We start from the raw sequence: 17,658 nt of genomic DNA on the forward strand, positions 1-17,658 counted from the left end.
CTTTGTTCCAAATTTCATTAGGTGTGTTTCCTCTTCTTGAGGAATAACTATTTGCAATTAAATCCACCATCACCAAATGAGCCATATAAGTAAATGCCTCAATTGTGATACAGGCTTTTCCCTCCGAGTCATACAAACCTTTTTCGAATATGTTAGAAAAGGTCGTTCCCTTCAATGAATGTACCAAATATGTGTTTAAAGTTCTGAACGCTCTTTCAATAGCAGCTTTTTGATGCCCTGCTCCTACTGTACAAAATTGAACATCTTTTACTCCTACTTGATAACATGCGTCTTCAAATTCATAAGAATCATTAACGCTATCGTTGTCTACAACAATGGTACTCGGTATGCCGTATGCTAACCATTCATTCTTCACCAAAGGATATAGCTTTTTGATATATGTTTTAGGCATAATAATGTGCAATAACAATTGTTTTAATACTCCTGCATTAACTGGTTTAAATGTCACAATAAAACCTAATGGATAACCAGTAAATCTATCTATTGCATATACAAACCAAGGGCGCTTAGGTTTAAGATCGGTTGAATCTATAAGCATTACATCCAAACGCGTCCAATCTATCTCCACCCTCTCTAATGGTCGACTAACAAAGACTTCCTGCTTCACCCCATCTCGATTAAGGTTTGCCTGGACAATTCCTTTCTTTTCTTTATCTTTTTTATGCTGGTCTAAATTTTCCATTCTTCTTCGGTGTATGGTTGACCTAGAAACAGGTTTAAGTTTGTCTTCTGCTTTTCTAAATTTGTTATCTTCCTTAATTCGCAGGCTGACTTCTGAATAAATAGTTTCCGTAGCAAATTTTTCACCCCGGTACTCATACTCTTTTAGCACCTCATCGATTATATCTAGAACCGCTTGTTTCGTAGACCTTTTCTTTGGTCCCCTTTTTAAATCTGAGAGCGCTCTAACATCTCCTGTTTGATTCCATTTTTTCAGCCAGTTATAAAAAGTAGATTTTGAAATTGGCGGATCTTGATCTTCCAAATATGAAAATAGTTCAGTGGTTGTTTGTACTTCATATTCAAGAATCGGTTTCAAAATTTTGTATCTGTACAATGCTGCTTCCTTTTTAGCTGGTTCCATTTCATTAAGGGGTGGACCTTTTAACAGCTCTTCTCCTCCATTGTTTAATCTAAACATTAAATCTCCTGTAACCCACTTTTTCAGAAGATCTTCGATGTGCCAAATCTCTACCTTCTTGTAAAATAAATTCTCAACTTCAATATCCAGGTCTACTACTTTCCGTATGATATATTCATTGTCATTAACCATAAATCTAGTTCCAGGACTGAAGCTATGCCTTGGCATTATCATTCTCCTTTATATAAAAATTAAAGATTGATTGGTGATTGGTTCCCTTTCTAAATCCGCTTTTATTTTTTGGCTGTAAATCAAGTAATACAAATTCAGAATAAATTCACCTTGTTCCATCTTCATTATCTGTCTAAAGCTCCCAATGGTAATTCCACCTGGGCTTTTCCTTAGTTCCTCTAACATTCTGTTCATTATTTTGACATCAGTGTATTCGAATCTCGAATCAGTTAACAAATCCAAGTTTTCTAATAAAAAGCCTTTTCTTATATCTTTTTCAGATAATATTCTAAATTCAATACCATTCTCTTTGGCGTAACTCATACCCGCTTGAAATTTTATTTGATTTTCACTTAAGTATTTTTTGCTTTCCGGTTTAACCTCCACCAAGTATTCCTTAAAATCTCTTGTCTTTATCAAGAAGTCGGGGAAATAGGTTTTTTCCTTGCCTTCAAATAGATAAGTTATGGAGATGGGTTGAGAGCTAATATAAGTGATCATTGAATCAAATTCAGCGATTTTTAAATAGTCTCTCTCCAAAGTGCTTTCCCAAGGAATCATACTAGACATCTTTTGACTTCTATGTTTCCCTCTTATACTAACTTTTTTGCTTGGTTTAATCTTTCTGGCTTTAATCATCTGTCACTACCCCCCTGAATATAGATACCATTATTGGTAATAATTAGTATAAAAATACAACAGGTGATCGGTATGCTTCTTTTTTACGAAAAGCCAATTATAGATGAAACTTTATGCAGCTTTACTTATCGAACGGCTAAAAAAAAATTTAATGACTAATTTAAGTTGGATAAGAGAAAATTTCAAAAAATCTTCTGCACTAAAATTGAACGAGTATGAAATTAATTGGCTGGAAAATGAGAAACTTAAAAAATTGTCCAATTTCTTGGGAATAGACTTAGTTGAAGCCCAACACTTGACATATTCCCACTTTCTAAGACTACAGAACATAAAATTCAATAATATTCAGAAGAATAATTGGTTCCTTTATTCAAAATGTAGAGTTTGTCCTTTATGTGTAAGGGAGTCACAATATCAGCGCAAAGTGTGGGGAAGTTCGTACTTAACTGCTTGTGTAAGGCACAAGATTATGCTTATAGACAGCTGTTATAATTGCGGTACGAATATTACAGTGCGTGGTATTGTTTTGGACAATTGTCAATCCTGTAACCAAAAAATTAGTTCCTTGCCTTTTCAAAAAATATCTAATAATGACTTGATAACTTTCCAGAATATTATTGAAGATGGTATTAACCACAATTCTTACTCCACAAAGCATCCATGGATTAAAGATTTTCCCACATATTTATTCTGCTTGGAATTCATTAGTCTATGGGCTGTTCAACTTTTGGATAATAAGGATTTTTCGTTAGACGAATTAAAAATGGAGTACGATGGCGGGGGGCTAGAAAGACATTCCTTAAAAAATGCTAAAACTGTTGAACAGGCTACTTGCATATATTTTCGCGGGTATAACATACTTAAAGATTGGCCTACTGGGTTTTATCGTTTTATACAAAGAGCAGATAACTTGAAGAGGCCTAATTTCACCTCTTTTATTAATAACATTATTCCAAATTTAACAACAACTGTTTTAGAACCAATTACTAGGGAAGCTAACAAATATTATTTTACTAAGCATTATGGGAAGGGAGAATTGAAGAGGGGGGAAACTGATTTCATAAGAAATGAGGAAATAAAATTTTTTATGTCCAAGATTTAATGCTGGACTTACTAAAGAAGACCTTTTCAATGAATTTTTAATTGAAGAAGAAAATATTAAGTTCAAGTTAATTATAATGAATGAATTAATAGCCTGGATGAATGAATACGAAAATTTTTACACAAAGAAAGATTTAATGGAGAGATGGAAAATCAGTTCAAAAGCAGCGACAAATATTCTTAAAGCGGACTTATTTAAACCTTCCTTTCATTATAAAGTCGGAGCTGTAAGTACCTGGGTTGTACCCTATAAAACAATTAAAACCATGGAAACAAACCTAAAAATACAAGTAAAAGAAGATTTAAAAATGCCTGTTTCCCTAAACAAGGCAATTGAATGGATTGGCCCAGGAAACGCAGCCCTCCTATTTAACGGAATGCTTGTAAACAGAATTAAATATTGTAATCCTTCGGGAAGTATACAAGAAATAACTTTAGCAAAAGAAGATATATTTTTTTATGGAAAAGAGCAGATTCTCCATAATAGCAAGAAAAAAGGTTACATTTCCTTTAGAGATATAGAGTTTCTATTGGGTGTTAAACGATCAGATATTTGTTATTGGGTAAAAACAAAAAATTTGGAGAAATGAAACTAAGCCCAAATTTAATGATTCCTATAAATAATTTCCTGACTTTTCAAAGTGGATATTTAACTACAATGGAATTATCATTCTTAACTGGGATTCCAATGAAAACTATTCTTAAAAAAGTAAGTATCGGTAGACTGCCTATCATATCAGGCCCTAAGCTTAATGACGGTCAAAGGATATTATTTGAAAAGAAGAAAATAATGTCTTATATAGAAAACAAATAGGAAAGCCATTTTAATTGCTTTCCTACTTCATCGTATTTTTTTAAAGGTTTATCCTCTAAAAATCATTAACCTTTCACCTAATTGAGATAGCTTATAATAAACAGGACAATATAATGGAATGATTGATCTAATTCTAATAAAGTCATTTTAACATTTTTATTAGAAGGCTCTGGAATCCTCTTTATATATTTAGCCCACCAGTGTAAGAATGTTTGATTATCTATTATCAAATGAGATAGGAACATTACTAAAATAGCCGCCCAACTAAAAAAGCCAGTAAATAAATATGCAAAGCTCATAACTGTAACAGTATATATAAGACAATGTGTTATCAATGGAGCAATATTAGTAGATTTCATTCTTGCCTGGTAATCCGTTTGAAGAAGATAATCGGCAATTTTATGAGCTATATATAAGACAATAAAAAGCTTCATATCTAAATCGAAAGATAACATAGCCTGTCCACCTTCAAATAAAATAACTTCGTTTCCGAGTGCAAAAATGGCTAACAATAAGAAAACAATCAGGGATTGAATAATAGCTGAGATCGCTTTATTTACTCTAGCAATTTTCATATTTCTAATAAAAGAAACTTTTTGCAACTCCATTGCCAACTCGTCATGAATTTGCTCTGGTGTTAGTCCTTCAAGCATGGTTTGATACTTTTTTGATTTTATTCCCAACTTAACTTTGAAGCTGTTTTGATAAAGGTATTTCCCCTGTACTATTGGTTCCATTTCATGCAAATAAAATAATCCTTGTGTCTCAACACCATCACTTCAATATGCTGCCCTGGAGCACTTTTAGGAACAAGCACCATATAAGCCAACCAAAGGCTTTGACCAAACAATCCCAATAAAACGACTACGAGAGAATAAACCACTAGATAGTCAAGGGGATCCTTCAACATAATTAACCATGTAGTCCAATCCAGTTTTGTACGAATTAAAGTATTTATGACTAGCGTCCAAAATCCGATAACAGCCATAGCTTTTGTATCTGTAAACCTTATTGTATTTTGAGTGTCATCAATGGCTTTTAATAGAAAGTCATATTTATGTTTGTAAACGTCCTTAGACTCCATAACGATCAACTCCTACTGGTTATATTGCAAAATGGAATTTCAACTAAATTTAAATTCGGGGCTATTGTAAAAAAACTTTTACTGAGTTCATTATTTTCCCATTTAACAATACAAGAGATAGGTGAAAAAGAGTGATCAAAATGTTTAAAAATATCCAGCATGGTTTTCTTATCAATTGAAGAAGGAGTAAGGCTAGAACCACTTGGATGTGAGTGCCATGTACCTATTACATATAATTTTTCTTCTATTTTTCTTAGAGTATAGTCATTTAAGTACTCCGGATCAAAACTTACTCCATAAGGTTTTCGTACAGCGTTTTGACCAGCATCGGATATATCTTCGACGAGAGCCCATCTAGGGTTGAGACGGCCATATATAAGACCGCCGTTTTCAACATTCTCATATTTTTTTGTCAGTTCATTCATTTTTTTAAATACTTGATCATTAATTAATACTTTTTTATTCATGATGTACACCCCTACAAAAACAGGATGAATGTTGATCAAGAAAACCTACATGCGCAGTTGGAATAATATCATCCATCCCCCAGTAATAATTTACATAGTCAAACTTAAACCGCTTGTTTTTACTGTAGTTAGCAAGAATTGAAACTATTTGCGTGGCAAGGAAAACCACTCTTTCCCATTGGGAAACAACATGGGGATTACCGCACAAGTCTCTATTTACGATAGGATAACTTTCTATTTCTTTATCAGCGGTTTGGTGAACTTGTTTGAGTTCCTGATCTTCTTTGCTCTTTATATAATAACAATTTAAACATCCAGATTGAGGTGTTGAAATTACAATTTCTTGAAGAATACTATTAGGGGATAACCATGCCCATATTATCGGCTTCTTATATTCTTTCAGTGTTTCGAAGGCGTGCCTGTCGAACGCTTGGTTATTTCCTACTGTTACCACAAGGATATCGGATTTTTCCGCTACTTCTAAATCAGATTTTTCATCTTTCTCATAAAAAGAAGTGTTAATGCTTCTATAAAAAAGTTCCAATTTTAATTGCTGTTTTTTTAATAAGCCTAGAGAATTAAATGATAACTCATGATGTCCTAGGTTCTCCGCGGAAAGTCTATCAAAATCATACATATATATTTTTTTAGTTCCTTTATCCGTAAGAATTCTGGCCACCTGACTTCCTAAAGAGCCTGTACCTAATATTCCCACATTTAAATCAACCCCAACCGGGCGATCTGGTATAGTCTCAATTTGAATAAACCTTAGTTTATATTCTGGTGAATGTGAAAAAAAGCTTAGATCAAGTACAAAGGAAGCTGCCTCTTCTCTCCCTTGTCGCCTTTATAGTAAACAACCATAGGAACATTCTTAGTTCCTTTTGGAAAGTCACTCTTTTTATAATTACAGCGTATATGTTCAATTAATTGATAAAGTGTCTTGAATTTTATGTTGGAAGCTAGTTTTAATATAAAAAATGTAGATTTCATCCACTCTTTATTAGGATGAAGCAGTTTTACTTTCTTGAATTTAACATCTTCTCCCTCAGGAAGATAATAATATAACTTCCTGAAATTTATTTCATCAGTTGTATAATTAGTACCATTTTCCTTTCGAGCTTCTCCCCCATTTACCATAAGGTATCTAGAGTGAAGGAAAGGGTATTGATAAAGGGTATTGATTTTCAAGCCACTAATTGTTTTCAGGAAATCTGTTGTTAGATAAATTTGACTAAGACTGAATTGTGGCAAAATCCTCCATGTTGCTAAGTCCTCTTCAATGCTCCAAGTTCCTGTAGTATTGGAGGCTAACCAGGATTCTATCCTTTCATAGATAAACCGTCCATCATACTCTTTTTTTGCCCTCCAGTTATGTAGACAACATACATGGAAAGATGACCTTTTCGGGTCTTCTCCCCACAAAAACTCATCAATATGCCTCCAATTTTTTGGTATGTCTTTATACAATGTTTCTTTTTCATTTATTTTTTTTAAAGTGATCACAGGCTGCTTTACAGGAAAGTCTTCCAAATTTATTTCAACCCAAATATAAATTCCATTAATACTTCCTTGGCTCGGCACTCTTCCAATCATTTTTTCACCTGTTAAATATTGAAAGCCGAGTGCTATTAACTCGGCTTCAACTTTAGAAAAATCTTTATCCATGCTGAATTTTATCCCCTTTAGCTGCTATATAGATACTAGCTGCCTTGGCGTCTTCTGAATCGTCATACACATCACAAAGTCCCGCAACATCATCAAGAGTTATTATTTTGTCTTTATATTCGCAGCAGTCAAGATAATAGATTTGACGACAATTTTTTTGATTAAACATTTGCCTCTCATAGGAGTCAATTTTTTTATAAGCTACTGAGTCGTTAAACTCCATTAGTTCAATATATTTCTCACCCATCATTAATACTCTTCCGTACTTTGGAGAACCTTCTATATCTTTTGTAGCACTCTTGTATGATGCAAGAACCTTAGCAGCAAAATCCACTTCAAAAGAGGTAGCTTTAACCTCTCCAACCGACTTGTTTTGATAGTCGGTTTGCACTATAACGCCTTGAGGATTCATTAGGGTTTTCTCGGAATATTCAATACCGACTTTTATATCCAGCAAGTTATCCGGATGTGAGTAATGTTCAACACCTTTATTTTTGAGAGTGTCTTTCATTTCCTCGTTTAAAATATCAGTACTTTCAAGAACTCTTAATGCTATTAATAGTGCCCGTCCCCCAATAATCCATTCATCTTTGTCTTCCTCTTGCTCTCCTCCTATAAGGACCATAATCCCGTCACCTGTAATTGAATGGATATGACCTTGGTAAAACCTTGCAATCTTAATCCACGTTGAAATAGCCTTTTGTTTAATATCAGCAATTTCATTTAGAGTTTCTAAACCAGGTTCTTCAATAAACAAAGCCCTTTTTGTAAAGTTTCGTAAATCTATAAATAAAGAACACATTTTTACATCTGTAATTCGATTGTGATCATCAAGAAAATCCTCAGGTGTACTAATTTTATCGAGAAGATAGTCATAATCGGGATGCCCTCCGATTTTAAATTCTGTCTGGAGCTCAGTTTCAATGATAGATAAAATTTGTCTAATCTGAGATTTTTCTTCCAAGCTTTTGAAAATATCAGTAGTTTCAAATAAAGCCCTAAGTGGGTTCAGGTTAAATTTATACCTGCTATCAGCCTTTAGAAGTGATCTTAATTTAGTACCTCTCATTTCCCTCATCCCTTCGAATTTTTTCCTTTAACGAACATACGTACTAAATAAAGAATACTTTATTTTCAATTAATTTACAATATTTTAAATACCATCCCAAGTCTATTAGCAACTTACAACTTAATGAAAGCATTATTTCTTTTCACTATTTCCAAATATGCATATTACTAAGGTATAAACAATGTTTTGAGCCCAATCTTGGACTAGTTATTATTACTTGATAAGATATTGAATATCTTCAATGCTATAAACTATATTCTTTTTAACAAAGCTATCCAAGATGGGATTGATACCCTTATAACTCAATCTGTCCAGCAAGTCATGACTCTCCTCTGAGCATATAGCACTTAATTGTCCGAGAGTAATATAGTTACTTTTGAAACTTATAGCATTCTCAACCGGTATAAAAGGTTTTTGCATTTTATTTGTTGGTGCTAAAAACCCATTTTCAATTAGTCTATTTAATAGATTTTTACCAATCTCAAGATAATTCATCAATTCAGGTATGGAAAAAACCCCTTGTTGACTCCTTATTTTATATTCCAATACCTCTTGTTTAACCGTTGAAATTTGTAGCAAATATTTTTTTATGCCTTTCTCCTTGTCAATTTTTCCTACAGGTAAAATTCTTCCTTCAATTATTAAAGAGAGTATGTCTGCAATGTTAATACCGATGACATATTTAGTACATTTAACAACATCGGACTTTTCATACGATGATATATTGTCTAGGGATCTTCTCTTATATTGGTAATATCTACTCTCTATTTTAGAAAGAAGTTGATGGATTTTCTCTTTATCGTACAAATATTCAAAATGACCATCAATATTTGGTCCCCTTTTTAAAATTAACAACCCTCTTCTTTCTAATTCAGTTATGCTTTGGTACCCAACGTTTAAGATTTGCTTCACTTGTTCTCTATTCGAAAACAGTTTTTGGTTTGAAATGTACTCCTCAACACTATCCCTCAGTATAAGCAAATAATCATTTCTTTCCCTAGTTTTGATTGCTTTTAAATGGCCATTTCTTATAAGGTTTCTTACATGCTTATGTTGAATGTTTAACATTTTGGCTACCTGTGTTGTTGACAAATATCTTGCACCCATTGGATCTTTATTTATATATTTGCCATGAGAAATGATTGTTTTGTCCCAATTATTATGAATATAGTTTTCAAATTCTTCCCTTAAAAAATTCAAACTTGGATGATTGTACTTTTTATAAAGGTCGATATAAAAGTAGCCGAAATTGTTAATTAGACTACCTCTATCGTACTTAGGTTTACTTTTTGGTTTGTCCTGGTAGTCATAAATGAAATCGTAAAAACTATTTGGCCAATCATTAAAAATGGATGAAATACTTATTAATAATCCCGATAATTCTTGGTCTTCAGGATTGTAGGGAATAGCCGTACTCCCAACTTTTGTTTTATCCCTATAAAACAATTTTATGAAAAATATGTAAACCAATAGAATATACTTTAACTCCAAAAGGTATAATGGATTTTTACTATTTACATTTTCAAGATTATTGGAAAATTTACTATAGATTATATTGGGAAGGGTTAAACTTTCAATATTAGTAACAGGCTTTGAATAAAAACGTTCGAATGTCAGAGGAACAAGCACATTTATAAAAGTTTCTCCTATACTGTGGAATTGCTTTTTTACAAGAAGGACAATGTGACATCAAGAGATTCTTATGAATAGGACATATGAGAAGAAACCGAATATCCCATAGTTTATGATTTTGTCCAAATTCATTAATACATTTAGGACAAACTTTGCATGTTTTTCCCATTAAGGCTTCTTTATATAGCAGATGATTAAACAGTTCATATTCTTTGCCTTCATATCCAAATTCTTTCTGAAAGGTTAGACTTCCAATTTGCTCTAAATCGAGACCTGTTAATTCGATAAGATGTTTAAAATTAAAGTTCCAAGGCAAAAGATTCCTGGGTCCATAATAATTAGGGATATGAGCTTGTTTTAATATCCACGTATTTGCTTCATACTTGTTTTCCTCAGTTAATCTATTTATAAAACTATATATATTTTCAGTTGTATTTGGTTGGACAACACGAAGAAGTTTTGGCAAAAATTTTCTCCTCCAATATATTTATTATTTTATTGATACCTCCCTCGCTTATATACCCAAATTGATTAATTATTGAAAACTAATTCTAATTTAATGAGTAGTTAAAACTAAAAATTTTCCATAATTCACAATTTACACTAACTGTAAATAAAGAAACAAAGGGTTTTATCTAATAAGGTACTGTTAATGTGAATCGTCTGCTACTTGATAGCAAAAAAAATTATAGCTTTAAATAAGAAACACACCCGAATAGATAATAGGAAAGCCTCATTTTAGTAAAATTCGTACTGAAAGGATATTTAGCAATTGGAGGAGGGGGGCATTCCTAGGCGTAAGCCGTGGATCAACGGTGGGATCTGTTTACTAGAAAATTCAAAACCATTCAGGGGAATTAGTACACCTTTCTGTTAGAAGCCGGAGAATATGAAACATTTAAGCAAATCCAGGAAGCTAGCTGCAAGGACGTTCTCCTTCAAGAGAAGAACTAGAGGTACTAGAAGGTTGGTTGAATGCGGAAGATCGAGGTGCAGGATTACCTAATTGTTAATGCCAAGCTGATTTCACAGTAGAAAGAAAAAGGCCGAATGTAACAAGGCAGCGATGGATTAATAAATGCTCATGACGATTTATATAAATTGTTTTATAAAGTCAAAATGTCTGAGGTTCAGGCAACTATCAAATAATTTCCTTCAAGGCACTTTATCACCGTCTGCAGCTTCTTCAGGGAAGAAGCTCTTTAGGAGGGCTTTTGTAACACCATCAATTTCAATTACTGCTTTTTCGCCCTCGAAATCTATAAAAAAAGAAGTAACCCCCCCTGCATCGGCTCCTCGTGGGTTGGATTACTTCTAATCGGAACTTTCGCTGCACCTCATGCAGCTGACTGTATATAGGAATCTCAGTTTCAGCCGAGATCCCGTTTCTAATATTACCATTTTAAGCTTGAATAATAACGTAATATTAAACACAATTTGAGATGTTTGATTTTAGTGATCCTTCTTAAACTATCGCACCCTATAGCTTAAGTACATTTTTTCACAAACTTTACTGCAATCCTATCAGAAATTTTTAGGCTGTCCCCATTAAATTTCTCAACCCGTATGTTTACAATCCGTTTTCCAATAATATAGCCTTTCCAAACTGTAGGTAAAAAAGTTAAATAAATTAAATAGAGGATATTAAAGATTACTCCTTGAGTCCATTTTAAAGTAAAGTCTCCAGTCATCAATAAAACGATAACTGCTATTGGAGTGCATACTATTAAAGAATTCAAAATACCTGCTAATACTCTTTTTAAAAAACCAGCCTTATAGAGTTCAGACATTCTTCTTCACCTCACCTTATTTAAAAAACTTTCACCTTACATACGGTTGGATTTAGATTAATCAAATTTAAATGATAGTGATTCCACAATTTTTTTAAATGGAAAGGGAATTACAAATCTGAGAATAAGAAAAAACTCCTTAAGATAAATATCTTAAAGAGTTCCTTTATGTTAGAAAAATAATCTAATTTTTTGTTAAAGCGTAACCAGGTTTTTTCTGCGGATCTTCAAATATTAGTCACCCGGTAAGTACAGTTTTACAAAATTATTAAATATACTTTCCTGTAATCTTGATAGGAATATCAACAGAAACAGAATTAATTCTTGCCTCAGATAATGTAATAAATATAGACAAAATAACCAAATCTTAAATCCAACATTTATCTTTCAACCTCAAAATTAAACAAATTGGCTAGTCTTACCAGCTCCTTAGAATCACCCTGCTGCTTATCTAACAATCCTTGATTAGTCATATAGTAAACATATTTATTGGTAACAATATATAATGCAGCTGAACCATATTTTGTTGTAGGTTCATATAGAAATGCACGTTGACCTGAAACGTTTATTTCCTTGACGTTTGTCCCGTAAAGTGGATGTTTCGGTAAAAAATGCTGACTCATTTCTTCAACTGAAACCTCTTCATTTATTGTATAATGAACTGAAATAAACCTTCCTTCTGAAGTGGTTGGGTAGAAAGCCTGGGTATATATTTGTTCTTTACTACCTATATTTTCAACAGATACTGCAAGAATCGGTTCTCCCGATATTGTATTAATCTCCTTGTGGGCATCCATTGGATAAACGACATATTCCATTCCTTTTTCCGTTAAAACCGGTGTCTTTTTCCCGTTGATCACTTCCATTGTATACAACTTTTCTTTATTTGATTGCATTCCAGATAAAAAAGAATCTTCATTCCCCAATTGAATAACTAGCAAAAAAGAAAAGAAAAAGTAATACTTAAGGTTGATATGTAACCGAAAATTTTGAAAACCCGAGATTTAACCTTTTCTTTATAAATTTGCTTCTCCAGTTTCCTTCTTACCAAATTGGATTGCTCCTGATTCCATTCCAAATCAAATTCTACTTTCTGGAGAGGACGATTAAAAACGTTCAATTCACTTTGTAAGTTCATTTAACCCCGACTCCTTTATTAATTTTTTTCCCAAAGCTAGCATCCCACGATGCAAAGTGGACTTCACCTTACTTTCCGAACACTTCAATATTTCCGCAGTTTCGCTTATAGAAAAACCCTTGATTTTCCTAAGGATGATTACCTCTCGATGCGATTGTTTTAGAGACCCCAATGCTTCATAAATCTCTCTTGAACTTTCTTTAAGCTGAACAACATTTTCAGGTAATAGTCTGATGTCGGTTGGGGATTGAAATATCTCTTTTAAAAAACGCATTGGCCTTTGTTTCCTTATGTAATCGACAGTCAAGTTATGAGCAATACTGAACAACCAAGTCTTTTCACTTGAATTTCTATTGAAATTGTAATAATACTTATATGCCTTAAAAAAGGTCTCCTGAGTTAGATCCTCAGCTTGTTGGTAATCTCTAATTAGCATTAAAACAAACTTAAAGATTGTTTGATGATAAAGATCATACCATTCATTTATATCCTCTTCCCTATAGTCAGCCATATAATTCTCTCCCTGTTATTTAACTTACTTCTTAGACGTATGAGAATCAAAAAGGTTTTGTTTTATTTTTAATTTTTTTATATTTTTCCGGAAATATTTATATAATTTATGCAGAAACTAAAAAGAGCTGCCCTAGCAGCTCTTTTTTCTGTGAAACTTCCTTAATTAAAGGTTTATAGACTTTTTTGTTAAATGGCGTTTGCTAGTTGTATATCTTCTAAAAGATAAAGTAGTGCCAAGGTCTTTAGTCAAGAAGTGTTGAATTACAAATATTCCTGCACCTAGAATTACAATATAAAACCCTAAACAAGATATAAATAACATAGTTAGTGAATCAGTCTGATATGAATACACAAGGGTGAAAACTATGGCTGTAATAATACTACCTAAACTTATAGAAACACCTGTCCAAATAGCAAGTTCTTTGAGATAAAGAAAGAAAATATTTAACTTTCTCCATCCAATTGACCGAAATATGGCAAATTCTTTTTTTCGAGTTATCATAAGAGTAGATATACTTTCTATTAGTGTAATTATAGCAAGTATATAAGCCCCTCCGATAAGGAAGTAGTGCCATAAAGTACTCTGGAGGTTAATATATTCTCCTAGTAAAGTTACGTTAGTAATTTTGACTGTTTCAGTCAATGACAAATAAATAAAGGAAGACATAACACTTACCAGAATAATTTGTATAAACGGAATGCTAATAAAGTGTTTAAAATAAATTAGATTTTGTATTATTAATGATTTTCTTCTAGACGAAAACCTCGGCTTATTTTCAGTAAACTTCTTCCTTCTCAATGAATCAATAGTCTTATTAACCTTACTTTTAACCATGATTAGTAACACAAGCGTCATAACTAACAATTGGAACCCATACCAGAGATAAACAACTTTTGATATTTGAACCATATTTTGAATAACTATTAATATGGCTATAGATACTATTGTGGCAATGAAAAGTAAGATGAGTATTTCTTTACGGGATTGTTTTACAATATGGTTTCTATCCCAACCAATTTGGTGAAATAAAAAAACATCTGACTGTTTGGTTACTTGCCAAAATTTCATTCGATTAAAGATATAAGTAATTGTTACAAATCCGAACAATACTGTTAACAATAAATTGGTTATATTCCATTCATTAACAATGGTTCCAGCTGCTCCAAGTGTTGTCCACGATTCATCAACATTACCCACTCCTTCTACTTCAACCCTAAGTTTTTGAGAAGAGGAACCTGCACAGTTGTAACCTCGAGCCCCATTTCTTCTATTTCTTTAGAAATTTCCTCTATTTTTTTGCCGCTTCTGTCGTATAGCCATTGATTTCTGCAACCCTAACCCGGATGGCATCAATTGGGGTATCACCTTTTATTAATGCAGCCGATTCAATATTTGTTACACCTTTAGCAGCTACTGAAACAAAGCTTCCTGGTGTAATAGTAGATTTCATTTTGATAGGTTTCTTTGTCTCATCTCCAACATAATAAACTGGAGCAAACTGATAGATGCCTAATGGACTAGAAGCAAGTTGCTCTTTCTTATTACTAATGTCTACTGAACCTACTGGGTCGGGCACAAATTCAATCTTACTTGTTATTGATTCATCGTTTGCAACACCGGCTAAGCTTGCACCCTTCTCTTGAATTTTCCTATAAACGGGGACACCATTTATATCACCTAGTTTGTTTATTATATAATTGTCTCCCTTTTTCTTATACTGAATTTGCCCCGCTGTATAATATAAGGTTGAAAAGTTTAGAGATATTGACTCTATAAAAGTACCATCAGCTTCCATTTTTTTGATTTTTCCATCATCACTAATAATCAATGCATCTTGCTGAAAACCATTTAGATGTGATCCTAAAGGGGAAATAATTTGGCGCCTCTTTTTTTCTGGGAAAGATAACAAATCTGTTACAAGTTTTTTATATTGCGGGGTATTTGCTTTTTGAAAAAAATACACTGCAGCACCAGGAGCGGGTTCATTTTGCAAACCTAGCACATTTCTATAGACTTGTGTGTCCTCTGGCCTGATATCTAGTAAATCTGTAGTTATATCAGCTTCAATCGAAACTCCGTCATGTTTAAGCTCCAGTACAGGAATTGTTTTTGCATGAGGTAAAAAATCAGATTGTACTTTTGCTCCCCAACCTCTTTCCGTAGTGTCTTTACGGATAGGTTCAAAAGAAATCTTCGTTAAAGCTTCTTCTTGTTCCGGATCTATTCCCACTAATAAATTGTATGTGGTGGGTAAAGGAAACATAGCCACGTCGTCTCGACAAAAATTCATTAAAGCTGGATCGTTATATAAGGATTCATATTCAGCGCTCCATCCTTTAATGGATTTGGGAGATTCTAAGAGAATACAATCATAATTATTACCAATTTGATAACTTTGAACACCATCAGATGTATAATATTTAGTTGTATAGGCAGTTGATTGAACTGGAAGTTCCAAACCTATATTTGAAGTCACTCCTGTAAAATAACCAACTGAAGCTACTGGGGCTGCAATTTCTACATCGGGCCTATTCTTGATTAACTCCCATTGCTCAAGAGAGATTCCCCCTTCACCGAAACCTATGTAATTCTCAGGTACAATACCGTGTTCTTCTTCGAGGTGATGCTTTGAACCAGGAGCTCGTATAAGCAAATCATAGCTTCCCCTTGAGTAATAAGTGATATCAGTCTCAATCTGCCTTTGTGCATTTTGTAGTGAGGTAGTTGCTAAAGGCACAATCACAAGAATTATAATGAGAGCCGAAACAAATAAAAAACTAGCTAGTTTCCTACGCATAAGACTATTAACACTGATTTTATCCATTCCCAATTTTCTCCTTAAGGTTCCCACTACGAAGGTAAAAGGTCCTTGTTCCCCACTTCACTATTTCCAAATCATGAGTAACTAAGAGAATAGTAATTCCCCTGTCATTTAATTGTTTTAATAATGAGAGTATTTTTTCACGATTGTCTTCATCTAAATTACCGGTAGGTTCATCACACAATAGTATCTCAGGTTGAGATAATAAGGCTCTTGCTATTGCCGCCCTCTGCTTTTCCCCACCAGAAAGCTCTCCAGGTAATGAATGAATACGATCATTCATTTGTAAACTGTCTAATAGAAAGAGTGCTTCCTTTTTTATTTCATCATACTTTTTATATGGGAGTTGAGGCATAAGTACATTCTCTAATACTGTATATTGTTCAAACAAGCGATAATCTTGAAATATATAACCTATTTTATTTCTTCTATAGTCTTGTATTTGGTTATCCGAGAAACTGGTTAAGTCTTGACCATTAATTTCGACTTTTCCATTTGTGGGTTTGTCCATACCGCCAATAACGTTTAAAAAGGTTGTCTTACCTGATCCGGAAGGACCTAGAATATTAATCCATTGCCCTTTTTCAATATTAATAGTTATTTCTTTTAATGCGTCAACTGGAATTTTACTATTAAAAACAACAGAAACACTTTTTAATGATATATGCATTTATTCTCTCTCCGCGGATAAAATTATTTAAGATTATGTCTACCATTAGTGTTGGTAAACATGATCTTTAGTGAACAAATAAGCCTAAGCTATATTAATATCTTCGATGATAAATAGAAACATTTTTTGAGGCCTGAGCTCCATAATAATCTGTAACTGTAAATGTTGGATACCAATATTTATAGCTCAAGCTTCCTAAGTCATACGACTTTCTATAGGTGAATGACGCCCCGGTCCACTGAGAATTGATTTTATCGTATGTGGCATTTGAATCATATTTAAACATCAAGTTGAGTGGCTTAACCCCTGTTGCTGAAACTGTCCAACTAGCAGTATCGTACGCATTATAAAGATTCTGTGATGAAGGTGTTACAGAGAGAGTACTAGCCTCGCCTGATAGTGAACCCAGAGTACTTACTAAAGATAAAGATAACATTCCAGTTGCTAAGATTTTTTTAAACAAATTAAACATCCTCCAATTTTATCCATTTGCAGCTGCAAATATATTGTATAACTGGTAAATTCTAGAGTCAACTATTTTTTAAAAATATTAACACTTTTTACACTATTGTGTCGATTTGTGGAAATTATAATTTTAAGTAGTAAGTATCTCTGGCTTATTCTATTCTTTCAAATTTTGCACACAAAAAACCCTAAGTAATTTAAAAGTTACCTAGGGTTTTTTCTATTTTATCTCATGTGCAAGAAGCTATCACATAACTCTGTGCACAAATAATCTCTGCAACAATTCTTAGGTGCATTAGTGTATGCCATATTCCTTTTTCCTACTTTCAAAAGTACCACATAGTTTCCCGATTTTTCTGACTCATAACGGTGACAAAACGGCAAAATAATGTATAGCAGTCACAAACATTTGAGCTAATACTCCCTATAATTTTAAATCCGTTGCTTCACAAA

The 17,658-nt window shown here is 33.1% G+C and carries 19 protein-coding genes; 2 read left to right on the forward strand and 17 right to left on the reverse strand.

Features of this window, described 5'->3' with window-relative positions; all coding sequences use genetic code 11:
- Positions 1-1,330, reverse strand: a 1,330-nt coding sequence (locus JCM21738_RS22665; RefSeq protein WP_031307702.1) for a TnsB C-terminal domain-containing protein, incomplete at its 3' end; no start/stop codon positions are given.
- Positions 1,331-1,342: 12 nt separating this feature from the next.
- Entirely contained in the window at positions 1,343-1,972 is a 630-nt protein-coding gene (locus tag JCM21738_RS17325; protein WP_023613824.1) for a TnsA endonuclease N-terminal domain-containing protein, read from the reverse strand.
- A 103-nt stretch (positions 1,973-2,075) separates the two neighbouring features.
- Here JCM21738_RS17325 and JCM21738_RS17330 point away from each other — a divergent pair, with 103 nt between their 5' ends.
- Positions 2,076-3,074 (forward strand): TniQ family protein, encoded by a 999-nt coding sequence (locus tag JCM21738_RS17330; RefSeq protein WP_035209744.1) that lies wholly within the window; start codon positions 2,076-2,078, stop codon positions 3,072-3,074.
- A 76-nt stretch (positions 3,075-3,150) separates the two neighbouring features.
- Positions 3,151-3,663 (forward strand): hypothetical protein, encoded by a 513-nt coding sequence (locus tag JCM21738_RS17335; RefSeq protein WP_035209747.1) that lies wholly within the window; start codon positions 3,151-3,153, stop codon positions 3,661-3,663.
- 301 nt (positions 3,664-3,964) lie between these two features.
- Here JCM21738_RS17335 and JCM21738_RS22670 read toward each other — a convergent pair whose 3' ends face one another.
- The 15 genes from JCM21738_RS22670 to JCM21738_RS17420 form a co-directional block, all read right to left on the reverse strand.
- A complete protein-coding gene (locus JCM21738_RS22670; RefSeq protein ID WP_243463060.1) occupies positions 3,965-4,624 on the reverse strand; it encodes a DUF3307 domain-containing protein in 660 nt (219 codons plus the stop codon).
- Positions 4,612-4,971, reverse strand: a complete 360-nt coding sequence (locus tag JCM21738_RS17350; protein WP_035209753.1) for a Pycsar system effector family protein — start codon at positions 4,969-4,971, stop codon at positions 4,612-4,614. Before JCM21738_RS17350 ends, JCM21738_RS22670 begins: the two co-directional genes overlap by 13 nt.
- Before the next feature lie 5 nt (positions 4,972-4,976).
- Entirely contained in the window at positions 4,977-5,438 is a 462-nt protein-coding gene (locus JCM21738_RS17355; protein WP_023613821.1) for a Mov34/MPN/PAD-1 family protein, read from the reverse strand.
- Positions 5,431-6,153 (reverse strand): ThiF family adenylyltransferase, encoded by a 723-nt coding sequence (locus JCM21738_RS17360; protein ID WP_159101438.1) that lies wholly within the window; start codon positions 6,151-6,153, stop codon positions 5,431-5,433. Before JCM21738_RS17360 ends, JCM21738_RS17355 begins: the two co-directional genes overlap by 8 nt.
- An 86-nt stretch (positions 6,154-6,239) precedes the next feature.
- Positions 6,240-7,106, reverse strand: coding sequence for a hypothetical protein (locus JCM21738_RS17365; protein ID WP_035209759.1), 867 nt, complete (start codon positions 7,104-7,106; stop codon positions 6,240-6,242).
- Positions 7,099-8,175: a hypothetical protein gene (locus JCM21738_RS17370; RefSeq protein WP_023613819.1), complete on the reverse strand. Its 1,077-nt coding sequence runs from the start codon at positions 8,173-8,175 to the stop codon at positions 7,099-7,101. The genes JCM21738_RS17365 and JCM21738_RS17370 overlap by 8 nt, the downstream gene beginning before the upstream one ends.
- A 213-nt stretch (positions 8,176-8,388) precedes the next feature.
- Complete coding sequence (locus JCM21738_RS17375; protein ID WP_035209761.1) at positions 8,389-9,804, reverse strand: helix-turn-helix domain-containing protein; 1,416 nt, start codon at positions 9,802-9,804, stop codon at positions 8,389-8,391.
- Complete coding sequence (locus tag JCM21738_RS17380; protein WP_035209764.1) at positions 9,755-10,273, reverse strand: TniQ family protein; 519 nt, start codon at positions 10,271-10,273, stop codon at positions 9,755-9,757. The genes JCM21738_RS17375 and JCM21738_RS17380 overlap by 50 nt, the downstream gene beginning before the upstream one ends.
- Positions 10,274-11,294: 1,021 nt before the next feature.
- Positions 11,295-11,597 (reverse strand): RDD family protein, encoded by a 303-nt coding sequence (locus JCM21738_RS17385; protein ID WP_023613816.1) that lies wholly within the window; start codon positions 11,595-11,597, stop codon positions 11,295-11,297.
- 380 nt (positions 11,598-11,977) lie between these two features.
- The gene (locus tag JCM21738_RS17390; protein WP_148296142.1) at positions 11,978-12,523 is read right to left on the reverse strand and encodes a hypothetical protein; all 546 of its coding nucleotides are present in this window, start codon (positions 12,521-12,523) and stop codon (positions 11,978-11,980) included.
- 195 nt (positions 12,524-12,718) lie between these two features.
- Positions 12,719-13,246 (reverse strand): RNA polymerase sigma factor, encoded by a 528-nt coding sequence (locus JCM21738_RS17400; RefSeq protein ID WP_023613814.1) that lies wholly within the window; start codon positions 13,244-13,246, stop codon positions 12,719-12,721.
- A 165-nt stretch (positions 13,247-13,411) separates the two neighbouring features.
- Entirely contained in the window at positions 13,412-14,446 is a 1,035-nt protein-coding gene (locus JCM21738_RS17405; RefSeq protein WP_035209770.1) for an FtsX-like permease family protein, read from the reverse strand.
- A 91-nt stretch (positions 14,447-14,537) separates the two neighbouring features.
- A complete protein-coding gene (locus JCM21738_RS17410) occupies positions 14,538-16,073 on the reverse strand; it encodes a hypothetical protein (protein WP_035209773.1) in 1,536 nt (511 codons plus the stop codon).
- Entirely contained in the window at positions 16,066-16,740 is a 675-nt protein-coding gene (locus JCM21738_RS17415; protein ID WP_023613812.1) for an ABC transporter ATP-binding protein, read from the reverse strand. The genes JCM21738_RS17410 and JCM21738_RS17415 overlap by 8 nt, the downstream gene beginning before the upstream one ends.
- Before the next feature lie 94 nt (positions 16,741-16,834).
- Complete coding sequence (locus JCM21738_RS17420; RefSeq protein ID WP_023613811.1) at positions 16,835-17,203, reverse strand: hypothetical protein; 369 nt, start codon at positions 17,201-17,203, stop codon at positions 16,835-16,837.
- Positions 17,204-17,658: the final 455 nt, after the last annotated feature.

The organism is Mesobacillus boroniphilus JCM 21738, assembly GCF_000517385.1.
Classification (GTDB): domain Bacteria; phylum Bacillota; class Bacilli; order Bacillales; family Cytobacillaceae; genus Mesobacillus; species Mesobacillus boroniphilus.

Coding starts and splice junctions, on each gene's coding strand:
- JCM21738_RS17325 (WP_023613824.1), bottom strand. CDS start 1,972: ATGATTAAAGCCAGAAAGATTAAACCAAGCAAAAAAGTTAGTATAAGA.
- JCM21738_RS17330 (WP_035209744.1), top strand. CDS start 2,076: ATGAAACTTTATGCAGCTTTACTTATCGAACGGCTAAAAAAAAATTTA.
- JCM21738_RS17335 (WP_035209747.1), top strand. CDS start 3,151: ATGAATGAATTAATAGCCTGGATGAATGAATACGAAAATTTTTACACA.
- JCM21738_RS22670 (WP_243463060.1), bottom strand. CDS start 4,624: ATGGAACCAATAGTACAGGGGAAATACCTTTATCAAAACAGCTTCAAA.
- JCM21738_RS17350 (WP_035209753.1), bottom strand. CDS start 4,971: ATGGAGTCTAAGGACGTTTACAAACATAAATATGACTTTCTATTAAAA.
- JCM21738_RS17355 (WP_023613821.1), bottom strand. CDS start 5,438: ATGAATAAAAAAGTATTAATTAATGATCAAGTATTTAAAAAAATGAAT.
- JCM21738_RS17365 (WP_035209759.1), bottom strand. CDS start 7,106: ATGGATAAAGATTTTTCTAAAGTTGAAGCCGAGTTAATAGCACTCGGC.
- JCM21738_RS17370 (WP_023613819.1), bottom strand. CDS start 8,175: ATGAGAGGTACTAAATTAAGATCACTTCTAAAGGCTGATAGCAGGTAT.
- JCM21738_RS17385 (WP_023613816.1), bottom strand. CDS start 11,597: ATGTCTGAACTCTATAAGGCTGGTTTTTTAAAAAGAGTATTAGCAGGT.
- JCM21738_RS17400 (WP_023613814.1), bottom strand. CDS start 13,246: ATGGCTGACTATAGGGAAGAGGATATAAATGAATGGTATGATCTTTAT.
- JCM21738_RS17410 (WP_035209773.1), bottom strand. CDS start 16,073: ATGGATAAAATCAGTGTTAATAGTCTTATGCGTAGGAAACTAGCTAGT.
- JCM21738_RS17415 (WP_023613812.1), bottom strand. CDS start 16,740: ATGCATATATCATTAAAAAGTGTTTCTGTTGTTTTTAATAGTAAAATT.